The 24,884-nt window shown below is 66.1% G+C and carries 25 protein-coding genes; 22 read left to right on the forward strand and 3 right to left on the reverse strand.

The window, feature by feature from the left end:
* Positions 1-51: 51 nt before the first annotated feature.
* The 19 genes from ACRVY7_RS10790 to ACRVY7_RS10880 all read left to right on the forward strand — a co-directional run bounded on the left by ACRVY7_RS10790 (position 52) and on the right by ACRVY7_RS10880 (position 17,418).
* Positions 52-2,616, forward strand: coding sequence for a [protein-PII] uridylyltransferase (locus ACRVY7_RS10790; protein ID WP_431817495.1), 2,565 nt, complete (start codon positions 52-54; stop codon positions 2,614-2,616).
* 86 nt (positions 2,617-2,702) lie between these two features.
* Positions 2,703-4,259 carry a signal recognition particle protein gene (gene ffh / locus ACRVY7_RS10795; RefSeq protein ID WP_431817080.1) on the forward strand — a complete coding sequence of 519 codons (1,557 nt, stop codon included), beginning with the start codon at positions 2,703-2,705 and terminating at the stop codon, positions 4,257-4,259.
* A gap of 5 nt (positions 4,260-4,264) precedes the next feature.
* Positions 4,265-5,353, forward strand: a complete 1,089-nt coding sequence (locus ACRVY7_RS10800; RefSeq protein WP_431817081.1) for an amidohydrolase family protein — start codon at positions 4,265-4,267, stop codon at positions 5,351-5,353.
* 415 nt (positions 5,354-5,768) lie between these two features.
* Positions 5,769-6,233 carry a 30S ribosomal protein S16 gene (gene rpsP, locus ACRVY7_RS10805; protein ID WP_049697073.1) on the forward strand — a complete coding sequence of 155 codons (465 nt, stop codon included), beginning with the start codon at positions 5,769-5,771 and terminating at the stop codon, positions 6,231-6,233.
* Positions 6,230-6,472, forward strand: coding sequence for an RNA-binding protein (locus ACRVY7_RS10810; RefSeq protein WP_005176668.1), 243 nt, complete (start codon positions 6,230-6,232; stop codon positions 6,470-6,472). The genes rpsP and ACRVY7_RS10810 overlap by 4 nt, the downstream gene beginning before the upstream one ends.
* Before the next feature lie 14 nt (positions 6,473-6,486).
* Positions 6,487-7,008: a ribosome maturation factor RimM gene (rimM, locus tag ACRVY7_RS10815; protein ID WP_064907288.1), complete on the forward strand. Its 522-nt coding sequence runs from the start codon at positions 6,487-6,489 to the stop codon at positions 7,006-7,008.
* 38 nt (positions 7,009-7,046) lie between these two features.
* Entirely contained in the window at positions 7,047-7,727 is a 681-nt protein-coding gene (trmD, locus tag ACRVY7_RS10820) for a tRNA (guanosine(37)-N1)-methyltransferase TrmD (RefSeq protein WP_064869913.1), read from the forward strand.
* Positions 7,728-7,884: 157 nt separating this feature from the next.
* A complete protein-coding gene (locus tag ACRVY7_RS10825) occupies positions 7,885-8,226 on the forward strand; it encodes a YbaB/EbfC family nucleoid-associated protein (RefSeq protein WP_431817082.1) in 342 nt (113 codons plus the stop codon).
* Positions 8,223-8,597 (forward strand): hypothetical protein, encoded by a 375-nt coding sequence (locus tag ACRVY7_RS10830; RefSeq protein ID WP_431817083.1) that lies wholly within the window; start codon positions 8,223-8,225, stop codon positions 8,595-8,597. The genes ACRVY7_RS10825 and ACRVY7_RS10830 overlap by 4 nt, the downstream gene beginning before the upstream one ends.
* A complete protein-coding gene (locus ACRVY7_RS10835; protein ID WP_431817084.1) occupies positions 8,594-9,679 on the forward strand; it encodes a hypothetical protein in 1,086 nt (361 codons plus the stop codon). Before ACRVY7_RS10830 ends, ACRVY7_RS10835 begins: the two co-directional genes overlap by 4 nt.
* Positions 9,680-9,907: 228 nt before the next feature.
* Positions 9,908-10,249, forward strand: a complete 342-nt coding sequence (rplS, locus tag ACRVY7_RS10840; protein WP_005204995.1) for a 50S ribosomal protein L19 — start codon at positions 9,908-9,910, stop codon at positions 10,247-10,249.
* 18 nt (positions 10,250-10,267) lie between these two features.
* Positions 10,268-11,134, forward strand: a complete 867-nt coding sequence (gene lepB, locus ACRVY7_RS10845; RefSeq protein ID WP_431817085.1) for a signal peptidase I — start codon at positions 10,268-10,270, stop codon at positions 11,132-11,134.
* 14 nt (positions 11,135-11,148) lie between these two features.
* Positions 11,149-11,850 carry a ribonuclease HII gene (locus tag ACRVY7_RS10850; RefSeq protein WP_049697454.1) on the forward strand — a complete coding sequence of 234 codons (702 nt, stop codon included), beginning with the start codon at positions 11,149-11,151 and terminating at the stop codon, positions 11,848-11,850.
* Entirely contained in the window at positions 11,847-12,158 is a 312-nt protein-coding gene (locus ACRVY7_RS10855; RefSeq protein ID WP_005176689.1) for a DUF2469 domain-containing protein, read from the forward strand. The genes ACRVY7_RS10850 and ACRVY7_RS10855 overlap by 4 nt, the downstream gene beginning before the upstream one ends.
* Before the next feature lie 104 nt (positions 12,159-12,262).
* Positions 12,263-12,676: a YraN family protein gene (locus tag ACRVY7_RS10860; protein ID WP_064869849.1), complete on the forward strand. Its 414-nt coding sequence runs from the start codon at positions 12,263-12,265 to the stop codon at positions 12,674-12,676.
* 9 nt (positions 12,677-12,685) lie between these two features.
* Entirely contained in the window at positions 12,686-14,197 is a 1,512-nt protein-coding gene (locus ACRVY7_RS10865; RefSeq protein ID WP_431817086.1) for a YifB family Mg chelatase-like AAA ATPase, read from the forward strand.
* Complete coding sequence (dprA, locus tag ACRVY7_RS10870) at positions 14,194-15,342, forward strand: DNA-processing protein DprA (protein ID WP_431817087.1); 1,149 nt, start codon at positions 14,194-14,196, stop codon at positions 15,340-15,342. The genes ACRVY7_RS10865 and dprA overlap by 4 nt, the downstream gene beginning before the upstream one ends.
* Positions 15,343-15,389: 47 nt before the next feature.
* The gene (locus ACRVY7_RS10875) at positions 15,390-16,253 is read left to right on the forward strand and encodes a siderophore-interacting protein (protein ID WP_431817088.1); all 864 of its coding nucleotides are present in this window, start codon (positions 15,390-15,392) and stop codon (positions 16,251-16,253) included.
* 196 nt (positions 16,254-16,449) lie between these two features.
* On the forward strand, positions 16,450-17,418 hold the full coding sequence (locus ACRVY7_RS10880) for a tyrosine recombinase XerC (protein WP_431817089.1): 969 nt from the start codon (positions 16,450-16,452) through the stop codon (positions 17,416-17,418).
* 30 nt (positions 17,419-17,448) lie between these two features.
* On the opposite strand, the gene ACRVY7_RS10885 is transcribed toward ACRVY7_RS10880, so the two are convergent.
* A complete protein-coding gene (locus tag ACRVY7_RS10885; protein ID WP_431817090.1) occupies positions 17,449-18,045 on the reverse strand; it encodes a M23 family metallopeptidase in 597 nt (198 codons plus the stop codon).
* A 303-nt stretch (positions 18,046-18,348) separates the two neighbouring features.
* Here ACRVY7_RS10885 and rpsB point away from each other — a divergent pair, with 303 nt between their 5' ends.
* On the forward strand, positions 18,349-19,185 hold the full coding sequence (gene rpsB / locus ACRVY7_RS10890) for a 30S ribosomal protein S2 (RefSeq protein ID WP_005204976.1): 837 nt from the start codon (positions 18,349-18,351) through the stop codon (positions 19,183-19,185).
* Positions 19,186-19,283: 98 nt separating this feature from the next.
* Positions 19,284-20,108: a translation elongation factor Ts gene (gene tsf, locus ACRVY7_RS10895; protein WP_049697083.1), complete on the forward strand. Its 825-nt coding sequence runs from the start codon at positions 19,284-19,286 to the stop codon at positions 20,106-20,108.
* A 114-nt stretch (positions 20,109-20,222) separates the two neighbouring features.
* Here the strand turns inward: tsf and ACRVY7_RS10900 are convergent, their stop codons facing one another.
* Both ACRVY7_RS10900 and ACRVY7_RS10905 read right to left on the reverse strand, forming a co-directional pair.
* A complete protein-coding gene (locus ACRVY7_RS10900; RefSeq protein ID WP_431817091.1) occupies positions 20,223-21,917 on the reverse strand; it encodes an MFS transporter in 1,695 nt (564 codons plus the stop codon).
* 14 nt (positions 21,918-21,931) lie between these two features.
* Positions 21,932-23,353, reverse strand: coding sequence for a condensation domain-containing protein (locus ACRVY7_RS10905; protein WP_431817092.1), 1,422 nt, complete (start codon positions 23,351-23,353; stop codon positions 21,932-21,934).
* Between the two features lie 456 nt (positions 23,354-23,809).
* Here ACRVY7_RS10905 and ACRVY7_RS10910 point away from each other — a divergent pair, with 456 nt between their 5' ends.
* Complete coding sequence (locus ACRVY7_RS10910; protein WP_049697086.1) at positions 23,810-24,868, forward strand: alpha/beta hydrolase; 1,059 nt, start codon at positions 23,810-23,812, stop codon at positions 24,866-24,868.
* Positions 24,869-24,884 lie beyond the last annotated feature (16 nt).

The following is a 24,884-nucleotide window of genomic DNA, read 5'->3' on the forward strand; positions in this document are numbered from 1 at the left end:
GGTGGGTGTTTTTTGCCTGTGTTTTGGGTGGTTCCCCCCCCCCGGCCCGGCATGGGACCGGGCGGTGGCCCCCTCGCAGCGACCGACCTGGCACGTACCCGTAGGCAACTCACCGAAGCGACAGGTGCCGGGAGACTCGACGCCGCCGGGCTGCGGCAGGTGTTGGTCGACCTGCACGAATTCTGGCTGACGAGTAAGGCCGCCGAGCTCGGGATCAAGCCGCACAGCGGACTCGCGATCGTGGCCGTCGGCGGACTCGGACGCGGGGAGATGCTCCCGCATTCCGATCTCGACCTGATCCTGCTGCACGACGACCTCGCCGTCGAACGGCTCTCGGAGGTTGCGGACGGGCTCTGGTATCCGTTGTGGGACGCCAACATTCCGCTCGATCACAGTGTGCGCACCGTCCCTCAGGCGCTGCAGGTCGCCGCCGAGGACACCACGGCCGCGCTCGGGCTGCTCGAGGCGCGCCACATCGTCGGCGACGAGGATCTGTCGTCGCTGCTGATCGGGGGAGTGCGCCAGCAGTGGCGCACCGAGATCAGACACCGCTTCCCCGAAGTGGTCGAGCACGCACAGGATCGCTGGCGTCGCGCCGGCGACATCGCGCACCGTGCTGAACCCGACTTGAAGAACGGTCGAGGCGGCCTGCGCGATGTGCAGCTCCTCGGCGCGCTCGCCATCGCGCAACTCACCGACGGCATGGGAGGCCTGCGCCCCGATTCGCCGAATGCCGGGCCGCAGATGGCCTATCACCGGTTGTTGGACATCCGTACCGAACTGCACCGCATCGCCGGGCGCCCGCGGGAGCAGGTCCGCGCACAGGACGCCGACGAGATGGGTGCGTCACTGCGGATCGGCGACCGCTTCGACCTCGCGCGCGTCATCAGTGACTCCGCTCGCACGATCAGCTACTCCATCGACGTCGGCTTGCGAACCGCAGGTAATGCACTACCGCGCCGCGGTCTTTCCAAGCTGCGGCGATCGCCCATCCGACGTCCGCTCGACGAGGGCGTCGTCGAGCACAACGGTGAGATCGTGTTGGCGCGCAACGCGATTCCGAGCAAAGATCCAGGGCTCATCCTTCGGGTCGCGTCGGCGTCGGCGCGTACCGGGCTGCCGATCAGTGCGTCGACGCTCTCCCGGCTCGCCGATTACGCACCGGAACTGCGCGAACCGTGGCCTGCGGAGGCGCTGAGCGACCTGCTGGTGTTGCTCGGCTCCGGACATCACATGATCGATCCCATCGAGGCACTCGACCGCACCGGGCTGTGGGGCAGGCTCCTGCCGGAGTGGGGTGCGGTGCGTGACCTACCGCCCCGAGACGCGGTGCACACCTGGACCGTCGACCGGCACCTCGTCGAGACCGCCGCCTACGCGAGTTCGATGACCACCCGCGTCTCGCGACCGGACCTGCTGGTGCTCGGGGCGTTGATCCACGACCTCGGCAAAGGGCGCGGTGCCGACCACAGCGTCGTCGGGGCCGAACTCGCCGTACAGGTGGGCAACAGGTTCGGACTCTGGCCGCAGGATGTCGACGTGCTTTCCGACCTGGTGCGCCACCACCTCCTGCTTCCGACGATCGCGACGAGACGCGACCTCGACGACCCCGCGACCGCGACCGAGGTCGCAGAGACCCTCGGATACGACAGGGTGCTGCTCGAACTCCTTGCGGCACTTGCCGAGGCGGATTCACGTGCAACGGGTCCCGGTGTGTGGGGTGAGTGGAAGGCGTCTCTGATCAACGACCTCGTCCGACGCACCATGCGGTTGATCGACGGCGAGACCCCCGAAGAGCCCGAACCGCTCAGCCCGCAGACGCGTGCGCTCGCAGAATCCGGTGAGTACGCGGTCAGCCTCACCCCGGGCGAGGGACCGCACACGTTCACCGTGGTGATGGTTGCACCCGACACCCCGGGCCTGCTGTCGAAAATGGCGGGAGTCGTCGCCTTGAACGGGCTGCGGTCGCACTCCGCGACGGTTCAGGGAATCGAGACGTCGGACGGACAACGCCGCGCGGTCAACACGTTCGTCGTGGTCCCGACATTCGGCTCGCCGCCGGAGGCCGGCCTGCTTCGCCAGCAGTTGATTGCAGCCGTCGAGGGCAAGATCAACGTCATCGAGCGACTCGATGCACGCGAGAGCAGTTCGCCGATCCCGACGATCGGCTCGGTCAACGCCACACCGGGGATCGGCGCCGGTGCAGCAGCGGGGAGCACCGATCCGGCCGTCGATGGTGCCGGGCATCCCAAGAACGCGGTACCGGCACTCTTTGCCATCGCGCCGCCACGGGTCCTCTGGGCTCCGGCGCCGTCGGACGACGAGGTGCTGATGGAGTTGCGCACCGACGACCGCCTGGGTCTGCTCAGTCGCGTCAGCAAGGTCATCGAGCAACAGGGAGCCGACGTCCGGTGGGCGAAGGTGACGACACTCGGGCCGACCGTCGTCGACAACTTCTGTCTGCGTCTGGCCGACGACACACCACAGGCGCGTACCGCGTTGGCAGATGCCGTGATCGCGGCATGTCCACCGCCGCAGCCGCGATCCGACGACGACAAGGGCGACGGCGCGGCGGGTGCGACAGGCTCTGGACGTTCGGGCGTGCCGATCAGCTGACGACCGGTTCGCCTCGCCTGCGGTCGGGGTGACGGCGAGACGCACCGCTGCGGCGAGCACACGCGGGCTCATGGGACACTGGAACAATGTTCGACTCCCTCTCCGATCGCTTGACTGGTGCGCTGAAGGATCTGCGCGGCAAGGGACGCCTGTCCGACGCCGACATCGACCGCACCGCACGTGAGATTCGTCTGGCCCTCCTCGAGGCCGACGTCTCTCTTCCCGTGGTGCGCGCGTTCATCGCCCGGATCAAGGAGCGCGCCAAGGGTGCCGAGGTCTCGCAGGCACTCAACCCCGCCCAGCAGGTCGTCAAGATCGTCAACGAGGAGCTCGTCGGCATCCTCGGCGGCGAGACGCGGCGCGTGCAGTTCGCCAAGAACCCACCGACCGTCATCATGCTCGCGGGCCTGCAGGGTGCGGGTAAGACCACTCTCGCGGGCAAGCTCGGCCACTGGCTCAAGCAGCAGGGCCACACTCCGCTGCTCGTCGCCTGCGACCTTCAGCGGCCCGGTGCGGTCTCGCAGCTTCAGATCGTCGGCGAGCGCGCGGGCGTTCCGGTGTTCGCTCCCGACCCGGGGACGAGCATCGGCCAGACGGGCGACCTCGGCACGGTCAGCCACGGCGATCCCGTCGCCGTCGCGCGCGCCGGTGTCGCCGAGGCCCGCGACCATCACTACGACGTCGTGGTCATCGACACCGCTGGTCGCCTGGGCATCGACGAGGAGTTGATGGGCCAGGCCTCCGACATCCGCGAGGCAACCCAGCCCGACGAAGTGCTCTTCGTCGTCGACGCGATGATCGGTCAGGACGCGGTGGCCACCGCGGAAGCCTTCCAGAGCGGCGTCGGGTTCACGGGTGTCGTGCTCACCAAACTCGACGGCGACGCTCGCGGCGGTGCAGCACTGTCGGTCCGTGAGGTGACCGGCCAGCCGATCATGTTCGCGTCGTCCGGTGAGAAGCTCGAGGACTTCGACGTCTTCCACCCCGACCGCATGGCGAGCCGCATCCTCGGCATGGGCGACGTGCTGAGCCTCATCGAACAGGCAGAACAGCACTGGGATGCCCAGCAGGCGGAGGCCGCCGCACAGAAGATCAGCCAGGGCGAGCTGACACTCGAGGACTTCCTCGAGCAGATGCAGATGCTGCGTCGCATGGGGCCGATCGGCAACATCCTCGGCATGCTGCCGGGTGCCAACCAGATGAAAGACGCTCTCTCGCAGGTCGACGACAAGCAGCTCGACCGCGTGCAAGCCATCATCCGGGGCATGACGCCCGCCGAGCGTGACAACCCGAAGATCATCAACGCCTCACGCCGACTTCGCATCGCGAACGGCTCGGGCGTGACGGTCAGCGAGGTCAATCAGCTCGTCGACCGGTTCTTCGAGGCGCGCAAGATGATGGCCCAGATGTCCGGTCGCATGGGCTTGGGCGGCGGTTCTCGCAAGACCAACCGGAAAAAGGGCAAGGGCAAGAAGGGCAAGGCCAAGGGACGCGGCCCGACACCACCGAAGGTGCGCGGCGGTTTCCCCGGCATGCCCGGCGGTTTCCCCGATCTCTCGAGCATGCCCGCTGGACTCGACGAACTGCCCCCGGGCCTCGAAGGCATCGATATCTCGCAGTTCCAGCAGCCCAAGAAGAAGTAGCAGCCGTGAGCGGTCGCGGGTCGTCGACGGCACGTCACTATCGCGGTCACGATCCGTTGACCGATGAGCTCGTCGAGTTGTGGGTGGTTGGTGACACCATCTCGCGCGAGCCGGTGTCCGACGCCACGACCGTCGCCACCGACGGCTGGATCGTTCCGGGACTCGTCGATGCGCACAATCATGTGGGGATCGCGCCGGGACTCGGTGTGACCATCGAGCAGGCTCGCGCGTTCGCCCGCGCGGACGCCGAAGCCGGGGCGCTGCTCATCCGCGAGGTCGGGTCACCGCTCGACACCCACCCCCTCGACGCCGACGCCGGACCACTGTTCGTCCGGTCCGGCAAACACATCGCGCGCACGAAGCGGTACCTGCGCGGGTACGGCATCGAGCTCGACGACCCCGACGACCTGGCCGCGGAGGTAGCGCGACAGGCCGCCGCGGGCGACGGCTGGGTCAAGCTCGTCGGTGACTGGATCGACCGTGAGGTGGGCGACCTCGCCCCGCTGTGGACCCGAGCCCAACTCGACGGTGCGGTCGCGGCGGCGCATGACGCGGGTGCTCGTATCACCGCGCACGTGTTCGGCAGTGACGGGCTCGACGACCTCATCGCGGCAGGCGTCGACTGCATCGAGCACGGTACCGGCTTGCACGCCGATCAGATCGATGCGCTCGTCGAGAAGTCGATTGCCCTGGTGCCCACCATGATTCAGGTCGACAACTTTCCCGAGATCGCCTCGGGCGCCGACAAGTACCCGACCTACGCCGCACATATGCGCAAACTGCACGCGGATGCGCCCGACACCTTCGCCGCGGCGCGGGAGGCGGGCGTCGCGATCTACGCGGGCACCGACGCCGGTGGATTCATCGAGCACGGGCGAATCGTCGACGAGATCGAGCGGCTCGCAGGTATCGGACTCGGCGCCGCTGGCGCTCTGGCATCGGCGACCACCGAACCGCGACGCTGGCTCGGCGCGGGAACGCTCGAGCACGGCGATCGCGCCGATTTCCTCGTCCTCGACGACGATCCACGGGTGGGGCTCTCGACGCTTCGACGCCCACGCGCTGTGGTGTGCGCGGGCGAGCACGTCGTCTGAGACGCATCCGGTGTGAGGTACACCACCTTTTAGGCCATGGTCTCCGTTGTTACCGCCTAGTAGCGTGGCACCCACGTTGCATTAAGGCGCGTCGGCGGTCCTGATCTCGGTTATGGCCCAGCGCAACGCTCGTGTTGGGGGGCCGGGCGTGGTCGTGTGGTCCGTGGGTCCGTCAGGTGTCGTATGGAGCATGCGTGTGCCTTGTCGCGGGGTGGGCATCCGCATGCTCCATACGCGTGGTCGGCCCCGCACTTGCGGCGATTTCGCCTCCTCGGTGGCGTCTGGCACAATGGATCCTCGGTTCGTCGGACCGGTTACGCACCGCCCGACGGTCACACCCGAATAGATCGCAAAACCGGGTCCGCCAGTTCCGGCGGGCTGCTGAATTGCGCAGTGACCACTGGAGAAGCAACACATGGCTGTCAAGATCAAGCTCACGCGGCTCGGCAAGATCCGCAACCCGCAGTACCGCATCGTCGTCGCCGATTCTCGGACCCGCCGCAACGGCCGGGTGATCGAGACCATCGGCAAGTACCACCCGAAGGAAGAGCCGAGCCTCATCGAGGTCGATTCCGAGCGCGCGCAGTACTGGCTGACTGTCGGCGCACAGCCGACCGAGCCTGTCGCCGCGATCCTCAAGATCACCGGTGACTGGCAGAAGTACAAGGGTCTTCCCGGTGCCGAGGGCACGCTGAAGGTCGCCGAGCCCAAGACCTCCAAGCTCGACCTGTTCAACGCGGCACTCGCAGCCGCCGACAGCGAGCCTGTCGCCGAGGCCACCACCCCGAAGAAGAAGGCCGCCAAGAAGGCCGACGATGCGCCTGCCGCAGACGAGGCTCCGGCCGAGGCTGCTGCTGGTGACGCCAAGGACGAGGCGTGAGCGCTGTCGTCGCCGACGCGGTCGAACATCTCGTCCGCGGAATCGTGGCCAACCCCGACGACGTGCGCGTCGAGCTGATCACCGGTCGCCGTGGCCGCCTCGTCGAGGTGCACGTCAACCCCGAGGATCTCGGCAAAGTCATCGGTCGCAACGGTCGTACGGCAACCGCGCTGCGCACCCTGGTCTCCGGAATCGGTGGCCGTGGTGTGCGCGTCGACATCGTCGACACCGACCGCTGAATAGACGCTCCACGATGGATCTCGTCGTCGGACGTGTCGCGAAATCACACGGTATCCGTGGTGAAGTCGTCGTCGACGTGCGTACCGACGTTCCGGAGGAACGCTTCGTGGTCGGCTCGGTCGTCCGCGGCCGCCCCGGTCGTGGGGGAGACGAGAAGAACTACACAGTGACAGCCGCCCGGCAGCATGCCGGGCGGTTGTTGCTGTCGTTGGCCGAGGTGTCCGACCGCACCGCGGCCGACGCCTTGCGCGGCACCCTCTTCCTCATCGACAGCGCCGACGTCGACTCGGGCGACGATCCGGACGAGTTCTACGACCACGAACTCGAGGGCGTAGAGGTCACGACCGTCGACGGTGAACGAGTCGGCGTCGTCGGCTCGGTACTGCATCTGCCCGCCAACGATCTCCTGGCCGTGAAGACGGTTGATGGGCGCGAGGTTCTGGTGCCGTTCGTGCGCGAGATCGTGCCGACCGTCGGACTCGACGGCATCGTGATCGACCCGCCGGACGGGCTGCTCGACGTCGGCGAGTCATGAGCGACTCACCGCGTACGGATTCGGTTCATGCCGATCCCATGCGCATCGATGTCGTCTCGATTTTTCCCGAGTATCTCGATCCCCTGCGAATGGCGTTGCTGGGCAAGGCAATCGACAAGGGTGCGATCGAGGTCGGGGTTCACGATCTGCGCGACTGGACCCACGACGTGCACCGCGCCGTCGACGATTCGCCATACGGTGGCGGACCGGGCATGGTGATGAAACCCGACGTCTGGGGACCGTGTCTCGACGAGGTATGTCCCGATGGCGCCCTCCTCGTGGTCCCTACGCCCGCGGGAGTTCCGTTCCGGCAAGAAACCGCCCAGCGGTACAGCCGCGAAAAGCATCTCGTGTTCGCATGCGGTAGGTACGAGGGAATCGACCAGCGCGTCTTCGACGACGCCGCGCGGCGCGTGCGCGTCGAAGAGGTTTCCCTCGGCGACTTCGTGCTGATCGGTGGCGAAGTCGCCGCGATGGCAATGATCGAGGCGACCGTGCGGCTCATCGACGGTGTCCTCGGCAATCCGCGCTCACACGAGGAGGATTCGTTCTCCGACGGGCTGCTCGAAGGTCCGAGCTACACGCGACCCGTGCAGTGGCGCGGACTCGACGTTCCCCCCGTCTTGCTCAGTGGCGACCACGCCAAAGTCGCCGCATGGCGTCACGAACAGTCGCTGGAACGAACCCGCGAGCGCAGACCCGACCTCCTCGACGACTGACCCTCCGGAGTTCCTCGGCGGCCGAGATATCCACAGGTGTGCGTCGAGGCGGCGTGCGCCGGCGAATGGCCGGTTATGATCTCCGCAACCCGGGCAGCGACAGCGAAGCGGTTGGCCGGGTGGGGAGGGGAGTACTGTGCGGGATCGATGGACACGCATGCTCGACGACGTCGACCATCAGCGCGTCGAATTGGCAAGAGTCGCAGGCGAACTCGATCGGCTGACCGCGCAGGCGTCGACTCCCGATCGGTTGGTGAGCGTCACCGTCGGGTCGCGCGGACTCGTGCGCGACGTCGACATTCGACCTGCCGCATTGCGCCATTACCGCGCTGATCAACTATCCGCGACCATTGTCGAGCTCGCCGCGCGCGCAGACTCAGAGCTTCGCGATCAGCGAGAGCGCCTGTTGCACACCGTGTCCGAACTCAGGCCCGACTACTCCGACGTACGCCGTAACGGTGACGAGGTGCCAGCGGGCCGAGGCCGGGTGCCCCGATGAGCGAGCCGTCGCGCTCACGTTCCGACGACACGTCGGCCATGCGTGTCGACGGACTGGCCAACGCCGAGCTGAGTCGTCGGCTGTCCGAGATCGCCCGACGTGTCGACACGATGCGCGACGAGTTGATCGCCGTCGGGCTCGTCGTCGATGCGTCCACGGGGCAGGGTGCACCTGCCGAGGCTTTTCGTCCCGGAGCATCGCGTGCGGAACGGGGGTGCCTGCGCGGGGTCGAATCGGTGTCCAAGGCGCTGGCTGTCATCGCGGCCAACGCCGCGGCCGGGGCGAGGCAGGTAGTCGACGCCGACCGCGAACTCGACGCCCAATTCCGCACCTCCGGCCAGAGCGCCGGAGTAGACGGGCGCACGCCGTGAACAACGTCGCGCACCCGACAGTCGCTGCGACAGAGGAGCTTCGACGGCTTGCCGAGTCGCTCGCGCCGGGGTGCTGGCCGACCGCCGACGACACCGCGCTCGTCGAATGCGGCCGTCGACTCCGCGGAATCGGCGACGAACTGCGCGATCTCGCCGACATCGTGGACGCGCTCCGGCGAGATCACGACGGGTCGGGACGCTTTCACGACGGGCTGATCCACGCGCTCACGCAGGTGACGTCGGATGTCGACGGCATGCGCAGTGTCGCCGATCGATTCGCCGTGTTCGCCGAATCGCTCGACACTTTCGCGCTGGCGACAGTCGACGCGCGATCGGAGATGACGGTGCTCGCGTCCATCGCCGACCGCGACCGCCTGGCGGGTTCGGTTGCCGAGGCACTCGGCGACGACTCCGCTCGGGTGTCGGCGGCGAGTGCCGGTCGCTACGCGCTCTCCGCCGCCGGGGACGAGTACACCGAGCGCGCCGGGGATGCCGGCCACTCCGCGGTGCCCTGGGACAATGCAGTGCACTCGGACAATGCAGTGCACTCGGACAATGCAGTGCTCAGGGACGAGGCAGAACAGCGAACCGACTCGACTCCGCCCGCTGCGACCAGCGGCATGATGACAGCGGGTGGCTTCGCCGGCCTCGGCGCGATGGGGGTGGCGGCGGGTGGTGCGCTGCAGGGCGTGGGTGCTGTCGGAGGCTTGTCCAGTGGACCCGACATCGACCCGGCATGGCTAATCGAGCGCGCAGCGCTATTGCAGACATCGCTGCCATCGCCCTTCTCCGAATGGATGCGCGTCGCGATCGGTGTCGGAACCGACGCCGACGGTGGCAAGGTCAGGGTCGTCGCAACCAGCGACCCGCAGCCGTATCAGCGTCCGGGCTTCGCGATCGCCCACAGTGAGTTGCTCGCCGGCGACGGAGGCCCTCCTGAATACGCGATCGTCGCCGAGATGGCACGCGCAGGGCTGACACCGGTGATCGTGGCGTCGGCTATGACGATGCCGCAGGGAATCGCATCGGTGCTGGTGGCAGAGGGTGTCGAGGTGGCGTCGCCGCCATCGTCGCGAACGTGAGACGCGGATACGAGCGCCGACTCGAGCCTCGGATGCGCGATTTCACTTCCTGCCTGGTGCTCTGGCACAATGGACGGGTTGCCTGAGGCCGTCGATCGGCCCTCGGGCATGACTCGGAGCACGAACCGGTTCGATCCCTGACGCCACACCGTCGGAACACCGACGCCAATGGCGTGGGCCGCCAGGTTCCTCTGTTCACCAGTAGCCACATTAAGGAACAACGACATCATGAACACCCTCGACTTCCTCGACAAGCAGTCGCTGCGCGACGACATCCCCGCGTTCGGCCCCGGTGACACCCTCGACGTTCACGTCAAGGTCATCGAAGGTTCCAAGGAGCGCGTCCAGGTCTTCAAGGGTGTCGTCATCCGTCGCCAGGGTGGCGGTGTCCGCGAGACCTTCACCGTTCGCAAGGTCTCGTTCGGTGTCGGCGTGGAGCGTACCTTCCCGGTGCACAGCCCCAACATCGCGAAGATCGACGTTCTGACTCGCGGCGACGTGCGTCGCGCGAAGCTGTACTACCTGCGCGATCTGCGCGGCAAGGCAGCCAAGATCAAGGAAAAGCGCTGACGCGTCTACCCTGACGACGTGGCATCCGAACACAGCGCGGCAAATCACTCCGACGCAGACGACGCCCATTCACGTCCGGCAGACACTGCCGACGGCCGGTCCGAGGATTCCGAGGAGCGCCCCTGGCGCACCAAGGATGACGACGCCGAACCGCGATCAAAACGTGGTTCATGGCTACGTGAGACGATCATCATCGTCGCGTGCGTTCTCCTGGTGACGTGGATTCTGCAGACCTTCATCGGTCGTCAGTACGTGATCCCGTCGGAGTCGATGGAGTCGACGCTCATCGGATGTCAGGGCTGCACCAACGACCGCATCGTCATCGACAAGCTGGCGTATCGCTTCGGCGATCCCCAGCCCGGCGATGTGGTCGTTTTTCGTGCCCCGACCTCGTCGTGGGACGGTGACTGGGAGTCGCCGCGGTCGAGCAATGCGGTCATTCACGGGCTGCAGAACGGACTGTCGTGGTTCGGTTTCGCGCCGCCCGACGAGAACGATCTGGTCAAGCGCGTGATCGCCACCGGCGGCCAGACCGTCGAATGTCGTAACTTTGAAGGGGTGGGCGTGAAGGTCAACGGCAAGCCGTTGAACGAGCCCTACATCGACAAGAGCCTTCAGTCGCGCGACGTGGCGTCGGGTCAGTCCGGTGAGCCCGACAACCAGGTGACCAGTTGCTACGGTCCCGACTTCGGCCCCATCAAGGTGCCCGACGGCAACCTCTGGGTCATGGGCGACAACCGCGAGTACTCGGCGGATTCGCGTTATCACGTCACCGACGAGCTGCAGGGCACCGTTCCGGTGTCCGACGTCCGCGGCAAGGTGCGCTTCATCATCTACCCCGTGTCACGGATCGGTGGTGTCGGCTCGATCAACCCGCAGCAGTGACCAGTCGCAGCATCGTGGGTTCGTGGCCGCCGAGGTCGCCGGTTCGCCGGGCCTCGGGCCTGCGTACGTTCGAGTTCGCGCTGCACCGCGGTGGTCTTGGTCCGGTCGCAGGCGTCGACGAAGCAGGTCGGGGTGCGTGTGCCGGCCCGCTGGTGGTTGCGGCATGCGTCCTCAAACCAACTCAGCTGGCGTCTCTGGCTGATCTCGACGACTCCAAACGCCTCTCCGAGGCCACGCGAGAAACCCTCTACCGTGCGGTTACGCGGTATGCCGCGAGCTGGTCGGTCGTTGTCATCGAGGCCGACGAGATCGACCGGATCGGTATCCATGTCGCCAATATCGAGGGAATGCGACGCGCGGTCGCCCAGCTCGACGTGACGCCGGGATATGTCCTGTCCGACGGCTTCGCGGTGCCGGGGCTGACCGCCCCGTCGCTCCCGGTGATCGGCGGCGACGGCGCTGCGGCGTGTATCGCTGCCGCCAGCATCCTCGCGAAGGTCACACGCGACCGCATCATGGTCGCCATGGACGACGAGGTTCCCGGCTACGACTTCGCCATCCACAAAGGCTACAGCACCGCGCACCACATGGCGTGCCTCGACGCGCATGGCCCTTCCCACCAGCACCGGATGTCGTATCGCAACGTCGCCGCCCGACGTCGCCGACCCCGACCAGACCTCCCGTCAGAACCCGATCGCGATAGGCTTGACCGATGAGCGCTGAGGATCTCGAGAAGTACGAAACCGAGATGGAGTTGTCCCTGTATCGGGAGTACAAGGACATCGTCGGCCAGTTCACCTACGTGGTGGAGACCGAGCGGCGCTTCTATCTCGCCAATGCCGTGGAGATGGTCCCTCGCAACACCGATGGCGAGGTGTACTTCGAGCTCCGCATGAGCGACGCGTGGGTCTGGGACATGTACCGTCCTGCCCGATTCGTCAAGCAGGTCCGGGTCATCACGTTCAAGGACGTCAACATCGAAGAGCTCGAGAAGCCCGAACTACGGCTACCCGACGAGCCGTGAGTGTCATGACCGTCGTCTGTCCACAGGCGGCGGTCTTTCCACAACTCGCGCACTGATCTGAGTTCTCTCGCTGTTTCGTCGTCGCTGTCGGCCACTGTTGTGGCATGAGAAGCGAGTCGTCGGAAGGGCGTCCGAATCGGCGGGCATTCATCGGGCAGCTGGGTGAAGATCTGGCAGCCAGTTATGTCGTCGGTCTGGGTTGGTCTGTCCTGGAACGGAATTGGCGTTGTCGGTACGGCGAGATCGATCTGATCGCCAACGACAACGTTGTCCTTGACCCGACGTTGGTCGTCGTCGAGGTGAAGACCAGGGCCAGTCGGGTGTTCGGTGATCCCGCGCAGGCGGTGACCGCCGACAAGTTGTCGCGTCTGCGCCGATTGACACGGATCTGGCTCACCGAGCAGGAGATGTTCTGGCCGAATATCCGATTCGACGTCATCTCGGTGCAACTCGATACGCACTATCCCGATCGCACCGAGTTCGCTGCGGTGCGCCACCACACCGGCGTGTTCGAGTAGGGACGCGCGATGTCGTTGGGGCGTTGTCATTCGGTTGGCCTGAACGCTTTTGAGGCAGGCGTGATCGAGGTGCAGGCATCTCTGAGCCAGGGGTTGCCGGGGTTTTCGTTGTCGGGCAACGTCGATTCCTCGTTGCGTGAGGCGCGCGACCGGGTGCGGGCCGCCATCTCGAATTCGGGGGTGAAGTTCCCCGAGAAGAAAGTGACGGTCAACCTGGCGCCTGCTCAGATGCCCAAGAGCGGGTCGGGACACGATCTCGCGCTTGCTGTTTCGATACTCGCCGCGACGGACGCTGTTCCCACAGCGAAGTTGGGTGGGACGATCTTCCTGGGCGAGCTCGCACTCGATGGACGTCTCCGACCGGTGCGCGGCGTGCTTCCGGCCGTGATCGAGGCGCGCAACGCGGGTTTCGCTCGTGCGGTGGTGCCGATCGAGTCGGTTGGTGAGGCGACGCTCGTGCGCGATATCGAGGTCGGCGGTGCGCATTCGCTGTCGGAGGTGTCCTCGTGGCTGCGCGGCGAGTGCGTGCTGGACACGGTGTGTGAGATCAGGGCAATTCCCGCAGATCCGGTCGCCGACATGGCCGATGTGATCGGTCAGAGCGAGGCGCGCCACGTACTCGAAATCGCCGCTGCCGGTGCGCATCACGTCATGATGACCGGCCCGCCGGGTATCGGGAAGACGATGCTGGCGAGACGGCTGCCCGGCATACTCCCGCCTCTCGAGGAGGAAGAATCGCTCGAGGTCACCGCACTTCACTCGATCGCGGGCCGATTGCGTCCGGGCCAGCCGTTGATCACCTCACCACCGTTCGTCGCGCCGCACCACAGCACCTCGACGACAGCGCTGATCGGTGGCGGCACCGGTATCGCGCGGCCCGGCGCGGTGTCGCTGGCACATCGGGGAATTCTGTTCCTCGACGAGTGCGCTGAGATGGGACCCAAAGTGCTTGACTCCCTGCGACAACCACTCGAAGAAGGGGAGGTGCGGATCAGTCGTCGCGACGGGGTGGCCACCTACCCGGCGCGCTTCCAACTGCTCCTCGCCGCCAATCCGTGCGCGTGCGCGCCGGTGCACGACGTCGACTGTGTCTGCAGTGCGGTCGTCCGCCGGCGCTACCTGGGAAAACTGTCGGGACCGCTGATGGACCGTGTCGACCTGCGGGTACAGATGGAGCCGCCGGGAAACGCCGCACTGATGATGGCGGCGGAGGAGTCGAGCGCCGACATTCGGGCGAGGGTGACCGCTGCGCGTTCCGCCGCGATCGAACGATGGAGTGAGCACGGCTGGCGAACCAACTCCGAGGTGCCCGGTTCGGCACTGCGACAACAGTTTCGGCTATCACCCAAAGCTCTTCGGCCTGTCGACGTCTGCGTTCGGGAGGGGCGCGTGACCACGCGGGGCGTCGATCGAGCCTTGCGAGTCGCGTGGACACTCAACGACCTGCGAGGTGGCGATGTCCCGACCGAGACCGATGTGGCGCAAGCACTGCTGTACCGAGACCGAGGGGGATTCCGATGACTGCGTACGCCGATACACACCACAACGACGAAGTACTGCGTGCGTGGGCCTATCTGAGTGCTGTGGCCGAACCGCCGTGTTCTTCGATTCGACGCCTCGTCGACGACCTCGGAGCAGAGGCCGCGGCCGACGCTATCCGTAGTCGACGGGTGCCGAGCGGTCACGAGGCTGTTCTGGGTCCGACAAGCGCTCGAGCCGAGAGTTGCACTCCCGCCGAGGATCTCGACACCGCACGCGCGGTCGATGCTCGCCTGATCACATCCGACGACGCCGAATGGCCCGCCTGGCCGTTGCTCCCGTTGACGCGACTCGATCCGAATGCGCACGGTGACGAGCCGATCGCACTGTGGGTGCGCGGCCCAGCGCACCTCGACGACGTCGCGGCCGCCTCGATCTCATTGGTCGGATCGCGCGCAGCGTCGTCGTATGGGGAGCACGTCACGGGGAAGCTCTCGAGCGAGTTGTGCGCGCAGGGGTGGGCCGTGGTCTCGGGAGGTGCATATGGCGTCGACGGCGCCGCGCATCGTGCGGCACTCGCGTCGGCGGGCACCACCGTGGCGGTGCTCGCGTGCGGGATCGACCGTGACTATCCGGCGGGACACGCTCGGCTGCTTGCCGAGGTCGCGAGCAGCGGAGCTGTCGTCTCGGAGTACGCGCCGGGCACCACGGCTGCACGCCACCGGTTCTTGACAAGGAATCGATTGGTCGCGGCGCTGTCGTCGGCAACAGTCGTCGTCGAGGCAGGCAAAAGATCCGGGGCTGCGAATACGGCGGCATGGGCACGCGCGATAGACCGCCCGGTCGGCGCGGTTCCGGGGCCCGTCACGTCGGCGACGTCAGTGGGCTGCCATCGCCTGATCGCCGATGGGCTCGGCGTGCTCGTGACCGACGCGGCGTCGGTCATCACACTGGCAGTACCCGACGGAGGCGGCGACCCCGGTCGTGGTCGCGAACGCCCCACCGACACACTGACCGACGACGAAAAGCGGGTCCACGACGCGATTCCAGGCCAGGGGAGTGCCACTATCACCGAGATCTCGTTCGCCGCGGGCCTCGACGTCGGTATCGTGCGAGCTGCGCTCGCGGGGCTGGAGATCGCGGGTCTGATCGCCGGCGACGGCGCCGGATGGAGACTCGCGATTTAGGTAACCCTAATTCGAGTGGCGTAGGCTGGAACGCATTAGGAGGTTTCATGGCAAAGCGCGTGAATTCGATGACGGTGCTCCGGCGAGAGCAGATCACACCCCACATGGTGAGGCTCTATCTGGGTGGTGACGGCTTCGGTGATTTCGCCGCGGCACTGCCGCCGCGGAACGAACGCGACACCGACATGTACGTGAAGTTGATTTTCATGCCCGACGGTGTCGACTTCCCGGCCGACTTCGATCCGAGGGCGTCCCGGTCGCTACCGCCCGAACAGCAGCCTGTGTTGCGCACCTACACCGTCCGCACCGTCGATGAGGACGCGCGCGAGATCGCGATCGACTTCGTGGTGCACGGTGACGAGGGCATCGCCGGACCCTGGGCCGCGACGGTTGCTCCCGGTTCCGACGTGCACTTCCTCGGTCCGGGCAGCGGGTACCGGCCGGACAACGACGCCGCGTGGCATCTGCTGGCCGCGGACGAAGCCGGCCTGCCCGCGCTGGCCGCAGCCATCGAATCGTTGCCCGAAGGTGCGATCGCGAAAGCGTTCATCGAGGTTGCCGGACCCGAGGACGAGGTCGCGCTCGACGTGCCGTCCGGCGTGGAGATCACCTGGGTCCATCGTGGCGGACCCGCGGGCGAGGTGTCCGATGACCGCGCAGGCGACAACGCCCCGCTGATTGCGGCGGTGCGCGAGACCGAGTGGCTCGACGGTGAACCGCACGTCTTCATCCACGGCGAGGCGCAGGCCGTCATGCACAACCTGCGCGGCTATGTGCGCAAGGAGCGCGGCGTGAGCGCAGCACGGGCATCGATCTCCGGCTACTGGCGACGTGGTCGCACGGAAGAGGGCTTCCGGCAATGGAAGTCCGATCTGCGTGCCGAGGAGGAGGGCGCGGGCGTCGCCGGTTGAAGATCGACGGCCGGTCGGGTGGCCGGACGGCTCTCTCGACTGCGTGCCGGCAACTGACGCCGGGATCGAAGAACCCGACCCGGTGACGATCTGACCCAGTGACGATCTGACCCAGTGACGATCTGACCCAGTGACGATCTGACAACGACGCGCGTGTGCGGTTGCGTACACGCGCGTCGTTCGTTGTCATCGATCGATGACCATGTCCGTGCTCGACGAGTTCGCCGACCATCTGCGACACGAGCGCGGCCGCAGTGAGCACACCATCCGCGCGTACGTGTCGGATGTGCGGGGCCTGATCGCGTTCGCGGGTGCGAGGGGAGTTCGGGTCGGCGACATCGACCTGGCATTGCTGCGGTCCTGGCTTGCCGAACACACTCGACGGGGCGCGGCCCGCACCACCGTCGCGCGTCAGGTGTCGTCGGCAAAGACGTTCTGCGCGTGGGCCTTCAGGGAACAGATCCTCGGCGAGGACCCGTCCACCCGGCTGCAGGCGCCCAAGGCTCATCGCACGCTGCCGCCGATTCTCGCGCCCGACGAGGCGGTGGCCGCGATCGCCGCTGCAGGGCGCCCGAGCCCTGTGGCGGATGGCGATGCTGACGGGGGCGATGTCGGCGGGGGTGACGCCGACGCTCGACGCGACCTCCGTGACAGCGACGACCCCATCGCGCTCAGAGACGTCGCGATTCTGGAGTTGTTGTACGCCACGGGGATTCGCGTCGGCGAGTTGTGCGGGCTGAACATCGCGGACATCGACGCCCACCGTCGGGTGGTGCGCGTGATCGGGAAGGGCAACAAAGAGCGAACGGTGCCCTACGGCGCGCCCGCGGCGAAAGCCGTTGCCCGCTGGCTTCGCGACGGTCGACCGGCGTTGGTGGGGCCACGATCAGGAGAAGCACTGCTCCTCGGCGCGCGCGGTGGACGCCTCGATCAGCGCATGGCTCGCAGCGTCGTGCACCGGGCAGTCGACGCCGCGGGCGGACCGTCGATGGGCCCACACGGTCTCCGACATTCCGCCGCGACCCACCTCCTCGAAGGCGGCGCCGATCTTCGTGTGGTCCAAGAACTCCTCGGCCACGCGTCGTTGGCGACCACGCAGCTCTATACGCACGTCAGCGTCGAACGTCTGCGTGCGGCCCACCGTCAGGCGCACCCTCGGGCGTGATCGGCGAGGGTCCCGCAAAGCCGTGGCCCATCAGCCGTCGAGCGGTTTGAGGCGCACCCTCACGGCACCGAGCAGTCCGAGCGGGTCGACGTAGTCGGCGCTCCGCCCCGCGCCGCGTCGTGCGCCCCAGTGCACGCAGGCGATCGCCCGACATCCGGGATGACCGGCCAGAGCCGTGCCGATAGCTGTCCCTCGACTCACGCGATCTCCGCGCCGAACCGTGGGACGGACCGGCTCGTACGTGGTGATCAGGCCGTCGGGATGCTGGATCGACACCGTCGACTTGCCGCCGACCTCACCCGCGAACCGGACCACGCCGTCGCCTGCCGCCAGAACCTGCGCGCCGTCGACGACGGCGAGGTCGACGCCGCGGTGGCCTGCATGCCACCGCTGATCCGGCTCGTCGAATCCGGTGACCACAGTTGGCTTGGGAACGAGCGGGGCGGTGTAGGTGGGCGGACGGGCGGAGGCCAACGACGGAACGCCGATCAGGAGTGCGCTGGTCAGGGCGATGTCGGTGAGGACGACGAGCAGTCGTCGGACAATCGGGAGACGCCCCGGTGGGTCGTCTGAGTGGTAGTGGGTCGGCGTGACGTCGGTGGTCATGTCGACTCTGCGGGTGTCCATGCTGACTCTGACGCACGCGCGAGGAGGAAAGGTCCATCGGCGCGAGAATTTCTTCCGCGGTGGGCTGTACAGGGGGCGTTTTGGGTTCTGAACTGCGGCGGCGTAAGCTGAGGGGGCATCTCATCTGCGGATGAGGTGACTTCGCGCGCCTGCATCAGGCAATGCACCACGGCGACCACGGTCGCGTGTGAGAGCCGACAAACTCGCGTGGGCGGTCCCGGACACCCGGGTCCGCGCGACGCAGGCGCCAGGATCGTCATCACCCGATGGCGATGTCAACTGCACACAAAGGATAGAAGACTCATGGCTGTCGTAACCATGAAGCAGCTGCTTGACAGCGGCGCACACTTCGGGCATCAGACCCGCCGTTGGAACCCGAAGATGAAGCGTTTCATCTTCACCGACCGCAACGGCATCTACATCATCGATTTGCAGCAGACGCTGACCTACATCGACAAGGCCTACGAATTCGTCAAGGAGACCGTCGCCCACGGCGGCACCATCCTGTTCGTCGGCACCAAGAAGCAGGCTCAGGAGTCGATCGCTGCTGAGGCCACCCGCGTCGGCATGCCCTACGTGAACCAGCGCTGGCTCGGCGGCATGCTCACCAACTTCCAGACCGTTCACAAGCGTCTGCAGCGTCTCAAGGAACTCGAGACCATGGAGCAGACCGGCGGTTTCGAGGGTCGCACCAAGAAAGAAATCCTGATGCTGACCCGCGAGAAGAACAAGCTCGAGCGGACACTCGGCGGTATCCGGGATATGGCCAAGGTGCCTTCTGCCATTTGGGTGGTGGACACCAACAAGGAGCACATTGCTGTCGGTGAGGCACGCAAGCTCAACATCCCGGTCATCGCGATCCTCGACACCAACTGCGATCCCGACCTCGTCGACTACCCGATCCCGGGTAACGACGACGCGATCCGCAGTGCTGCTCTGCTCACCCGCGTCGTGGCTTCGGCCGTCGCCGAGGGTGTTCAGGCTCGTGCGGGCCAGGCTTCTTCGGACGCCAAGCCCGACGCCGCCGCAGGCGAGCCCCTCGCCGAGTGGGAGCAGGAGCTGCTGACCCAGGCTGCCGCACCGGCAGCCGAGGTTGCTGCCGAGGCTCCCGCCGCGACGGAGCCGCCCGCTACCGCCTGACGCGCGTAGCCGATAGTCACCGGCGGGTGCTCGCAGGATCCCTCCGGATTCTGCGGGCACCTGCACCGTTTAACCCACTTGAAGGAGGCTCGCCAACGATGGCGAACTACACCGCAGCCGATGTGAAGCGTCTCCGTGAGCTCACCGGTTCAGGCATGTTGGACTGCAAGAAGGCTCTCGAGAACAACGACGGCGACTTCGACAAGGCTGTCGAGGAGCTCCGTATCAAGGGTGCCAAGGACGTGGGCAAGCGCGCCGAGCGCTCCACCGCCGAAGGCCTCGTCGCCGCCAAGGGCGGCGCGATGATCGAGCTCAACTCCGAGACCGACTTCGTCGCGAAGAACGCCGAGTTCCAGGCGCTCGCCGACCAGGTTCTCGATTCCGCACTGGTCGCAAAGACCAGCGACATCGAGGAGCTCAAGGCAGCCAAGCTCGGTGACGGCACCGTTGCCGATGCCGTGCAGGCTCTCTCGGCCAAGATCGGCGAGAAGCTCGAACTGCGCCGCGTCGTCTACTACGACGGACCCGTCGCCGTGTACCTGCACAAGCGTGCGTCCGATCTGCCTCCCGCTGTCGGCGTTCTCGTGTCCTACGACGGTGACGGCGAAGCCGCCGCCGAGGCTGCGCGCAATGCCGCTCAGCAGGTTGCTGCTCTGAAGGCGCGTTACGCCACTCGCGACGAGGTCCCCGCGGACGTCGTCGAGAACGAGCGTCGTATCGCCGAGGAGACCGCCAAGGCAGAAGGCAAGCCGGAGAAGGCTCTCCCGAAGATCGTCGAAGGCCGGCTGACCGGATTCTTCAAGGACTCGGTCCTCATCGACCAGCCCTTCGTGAAGGACTCCAAGAAGACCGTCAAGAACGTTCTCGACGAGTCGGGCGCCACCGTCAAGGCGTTCACGCGCTTCGAGGTCGGCCAGTCCTAAAGCACTAGCGCCAACTACCGGCGCAGGCACGACCACCAACGCCCGCATCCGAATTCGGATGCGGGCGTTGGTGATTCGGGGACCTGGTCCGGTCTGTTGGTCGACCCTGGGTGGTCAGCCGGCCCTGCGACGCCCGAGCGCGAGCGACAGCACGGCGATGACACAGCCGAGGATCGCGAGGACCCAGAGAGTTGCTCGGAATGCGCCCATGAAACTCTGTGCCGCGACGTGCCTGCCCGCGATCTTGAGTTCGGGTGCCGCCTGCCGTGCGACAGTGGCCGCTACGCCCTGCTGGGCAGACCCCGACGTCGAGCAACCCGGTGCGGGACGTTCGGGATGCGCCGAACTCAGTTGAGCCGACGCGCAGTCGGCGAAACGGTCGGCCACCGCGCTGCGGAACATCGGGTCGACGTCGGTGCTCTCGAGTGCCGACGACAGTTCGGCGCGCGCGGCGGGAACCGCCTCGACCGACTGGGCCGACACCTGACCGAAGAAGAAGATGGTGACCACGGCAAGTCCGATCGACGCGCCGATCTGTTGCACCGTCGGTACGCAGCCCGACGCGGAACCGATGTTCTGTTCGTTCGTGTCGGAGAGAATCGCCGTTTGCAGTGGTGCGATGAAGAATCCCGTGCCGATACCGCCGACGACGAGCGGTGCGCTGACGGCCGCCACCGACAACGACGCGGACTGTGGTTCCAATTCTGCTGCGAGCCAGGCAAGTCCGGCCGACAGGATCAGGACACCGATACACAGTGTGCGTGCTGGACCGAGTCGACGAACCAGGAGCGGCGAAGCGATAGAACCCGCGGCCGCCCCAATGGCGAACGGCAGCGCAAGCAGGCCCGTGCGCAGCGCCGAGTAGCCGAGCCCGAACTGAGTCGCGACCGACACCGTGAAGAAGAATCCCGCGAAGACGCTGAAGAAGAGCAGCGACAGAAGCAGCCCCACCGAGAAACGTCGAGACGCGAAGAGGTCGAGACGAAGCAGGGGAGCGCCGCCACTGCGCAGCAGGCGTCGTTCGACGACGACGAACAACCCCAGCAGGACGACGGCCGCCCCCATCATCGCCCACAGGCGCGGTGGCCAGTTCTGTTCGCGGCCCACCGCCAACGGGTAGAGCAGCAGGAAGAGGCCCGCGGTCGACAGCGCCACACCCACGAGATCGAGCCGCGGCGGGTTGTCGTCGCGCATCTGTGGAAGTCGACGGCCCGCGAGGATGCATGCGACGAGTCCGATCGGGACGTTGACGAAGAAGATCGCTCGCCAGCCCCAGCCGAACAGGTCGCCGGTCACCAGGAGTCCGCCGAGCACCGGACCCAACATGGCGGCCAGCCCCGCGACCGCGCCGTAGATGCCGAACACGGCACCGTGGCGCGATTTGGGAAACAACGCCGCGATCAACGCCAGGGTCTGCGCCGACATCAGCGCAGCACTCATACCCTGGGCACCGCGACAGATGATCAGCTCGAGTGGGCTACGAGCCAACCCGCACAGCACCGAGGTGACCGTGAACGCGACCATCGCGAAGATGAACATCCGACGTCGCCCGAGCCGGCCACCAAGTGTCGCGGCAGTCAGCAGTGTGCAGGCGAACGCCAGCGTGTAGACGCTCAGGACGAACAACTGCTCCGACGTCGACGCGCCGAGGTCGACTGTGAGGTCGGGAAGCGCGATGTTGACGATCGTCGTGTCCAACATCTGCATGAACACGCCGAGCAGACACCCCGCCAGCGCCAGCCATGCGGCACGTGTCGGGGTGTCGGGTGCCGTACTCGACGACACCACCGGGGTGGTGTTGGCAGCCATCCGGCTACGACCGGTCAGTTCGCGGCGGGTAGCTCGGGCTGGTAGTCGCCCTGGTCGGCCACTGCCCGCATGATCTTCTTGACCTTCTCGGTGTAGAGCGCGAGCGAGTCACGGCCCTCGGCGGTGTCGGGGAACAAGAAGGTCATCGACGTCTGGTCGTTGAACCTGTTGACCCACATGAACACCTCTTCGCTACTGCCGCGATTGCCGTAGAGGCAGCCGTTGATGGCATCGAAGAGGTCGACTCCGGGTAGTTTGCGGACGTCGATGTAGGAGAACATCGGCACCGTCCATCCCACGGGGATGTCGACGGCGTCGTCGTCGGAGACCAACTGTGCCACGCGATGCAGCGACACGTCGGTCAGATTCTTACCCGCCGTGTAGCTCTGTCCTGCCAGGGCGGCGACGTCGGTGAAATTCGCACCCGGCGTAACCGCGATTGGCACGGGAATGAGGCTGGTGAACCAACCGACGGAGTTCAGCTCGGCGCCGACTGCGCGAGTGCTCTTCGGTGTCATCGCGAGATACTCTGCGGCACCGGTGAATTCGCAGTAGGCGATGGCGGCCACCGCGAGGAGTCCCGCGGTCATGTTGGCGCCGTTCTCCTTGCAGATCTTCTCGAATCGCTGTGCGGCGGACTCGTCGAACACGTTCTCCGTCACATGACCGCTGCGTGTGTAGCCTTCGGACTCGGTACCGAGAGGCAGCGGGAAATGCGGTAGCTCGCCACCATTGTTTTGGATCAACTCAACCCACCGGCGCACCTCGGGTGAGTCGGTGGTCAGGTCCCGGGACACGCTGCGCTCATGCTCGCAATAACGCAGGTAGCTTCCTATTTCAGGAAGTGGGTTCTTGAGTCCGAATGCCTCGTTGGAATACAGCGTGATCAGCTCGACGCACGTGAGCGCCTGCGAAATACCGTCGGTATTGAGATGGTCGACGGCTGCATACAGGGTGAAACCGCCATCCCATTCGATTGTTCCAAATGTGAAACAGTTCCAGTGAAATGGTCCGGGTGTGATGTCCGAAATGAGGGTCCGGATCTCTTCTGCCGTCCCGACGGTGCCGTGATCGGTGGCCGACAGTTCGACGATCTCGGGCTCGACGACGTGCCGGGCGATCGATCCGTCTTCCTCCGCCGAGAACCAGGAGAGGTAGGTGTCGTGCCTGCGCAGGAACGTGGTGACCGCGCGCTCGAGTGCGCCGCGATCGAGCGGTGTCTGAAAATCGAAGGCTTCCAAGCAAAGTCGGGAAAATCGGAATCCGGCCGACTCGTTGCGCAGTGCGGCGTTGAGGTATTCCTCTTGCTGGTGTGACGCGGGTACCGGATGTACCGGCGCCTTGGATCCCGCGGCGACCGCCTCGGGGGAGAGTGTCCAACTCGTCACCGCGCCTGCGCGTGGCTGCCATTCGTCGATCAGGCCGAACTTGACCATCGATAAAACCTCAATTCACTTTGGTGATGGATGAGTAGGGGCCCCGACTTCCCTTCATCTCACGACGGAAATTGTCACGTCACGCAATATCGAACCGACGGTACCGTAACAAGTGAATTGCCGCAATTGTTGGGACTCGCGATTGAAGTGTGAAAACCGTTGGTCGCCAAGAGAACTGAACTGGGTCAAACGACCAATGCGGCTGTTTCGCGACCGTGGGTATTGGGTCGATAGACCAGCTTCTTGTGTCTTTCTTCAACAGGTGGACAACCGGATATCGCGTACGGCACACTGCCGAATCGGGGCTCCTTCGCTGCTTTTTCGTGATCGCAGATGTCCGGACGGCGAAGGCGGGGTTGTCACGCGCCAGGCGACGTGGAAAGTCAGACGTGGAGCGTGGCGTCGGCCAGCGACGGACATCGAATCTGGCCAGACGGTGGATGTGGGGAGAAGCGAGTGAAGTCAGCAGGTTCGAAGTCCGACGCGGGAGCATGTCGTGACAGGGCACTCGGCGCGCGATCGTGGCGCACGTGCGTCGTCGTGATCGCAGCCGCGGCATGTGCGCTCGGTGGTGGCGTCGTCGGAGCTCCGGTGGCGATCGCCGAACCGGGCGGTGCGCGCATCGTGTCGGAGAATGTCGTCGCGCCCACCGAGATCGACATAGAGGTGGCTTCGCCGGCGATGCGTCGGTCGGTGCCGGTGAAAGTGATTCCCGCTCGCAGCGGTTCGTCGGCTCCCACGCTCTATCTCCTCAACGGCGCCGCGGGCGGCGACGACGGCAGCAGTTGGTTCGACCAGACCGACATCCGAACATTTTTTGCGAACGAGGACGTGAATGTGGTCGTGCCGATGGGTGGAGCAGCGAGCTACTTCACCGATTGGCAGCGCACCGACCCCAAGCTCGGTGTGCAGAAGTGGGCCACCTTCCTCACCGCGGAGCTTCCCTCGGTCGTCGACAAAAGATTCGACGGCAACGGTCGTAACGCCATCGCCGGAATCTCCATGGCGGGAACGTCGGTGTTCCAGTTGTCCTTGCACGCGCCGACGTTGTACCGCGCACTCGGGTCGTTCAGCGGCTGCGCACAGACCAGCGATCCGGCGGGCCAGGCGGCGGTGCGGTTGGTCGTCGAAGGCCGCGGTGGCGGCAACACCGTGAACATGTGGGGGCCGCCATCGGCACCGGCGTGGCGCGACAACGATCCCTACCTGCACGTCGAGCAGTTCCGAGGCAAGTCGGTCTACGTCTCCAACGGCTCCGGAGTTCCCGGTCGCTACGACACGATCAACGGTCCCGGTATCGATGGCAACGGGCAGAAGCTCGCCGAGCAACTCGCGGTCGGCGCGGTCATCGAGACGGCAACCGATCAGTGCTCGCGCAACCTGGCGCGTCGGATGCGCGAGGTCGGGGTGCCCGCGACATTCCACTTCTATGAGGGCGGCACGCACGCCTGGCCGTACTGGCAGGACGAACTGCACCGGGCATGGCCGCAGTTCAGGGCGGCGCTGAAGCGATGAGCGGGCAGCGGTCGAT

The organism is Gordonia jacobaea (assembly GCF_965344965.1).
Classification (GTDB): domain Bacteria; phylum Actinomycetota; class Actinomycetes; order Mycobacteriales; family Mycobacteriaceae; genus Gordonia; species Gordonia jacobaea.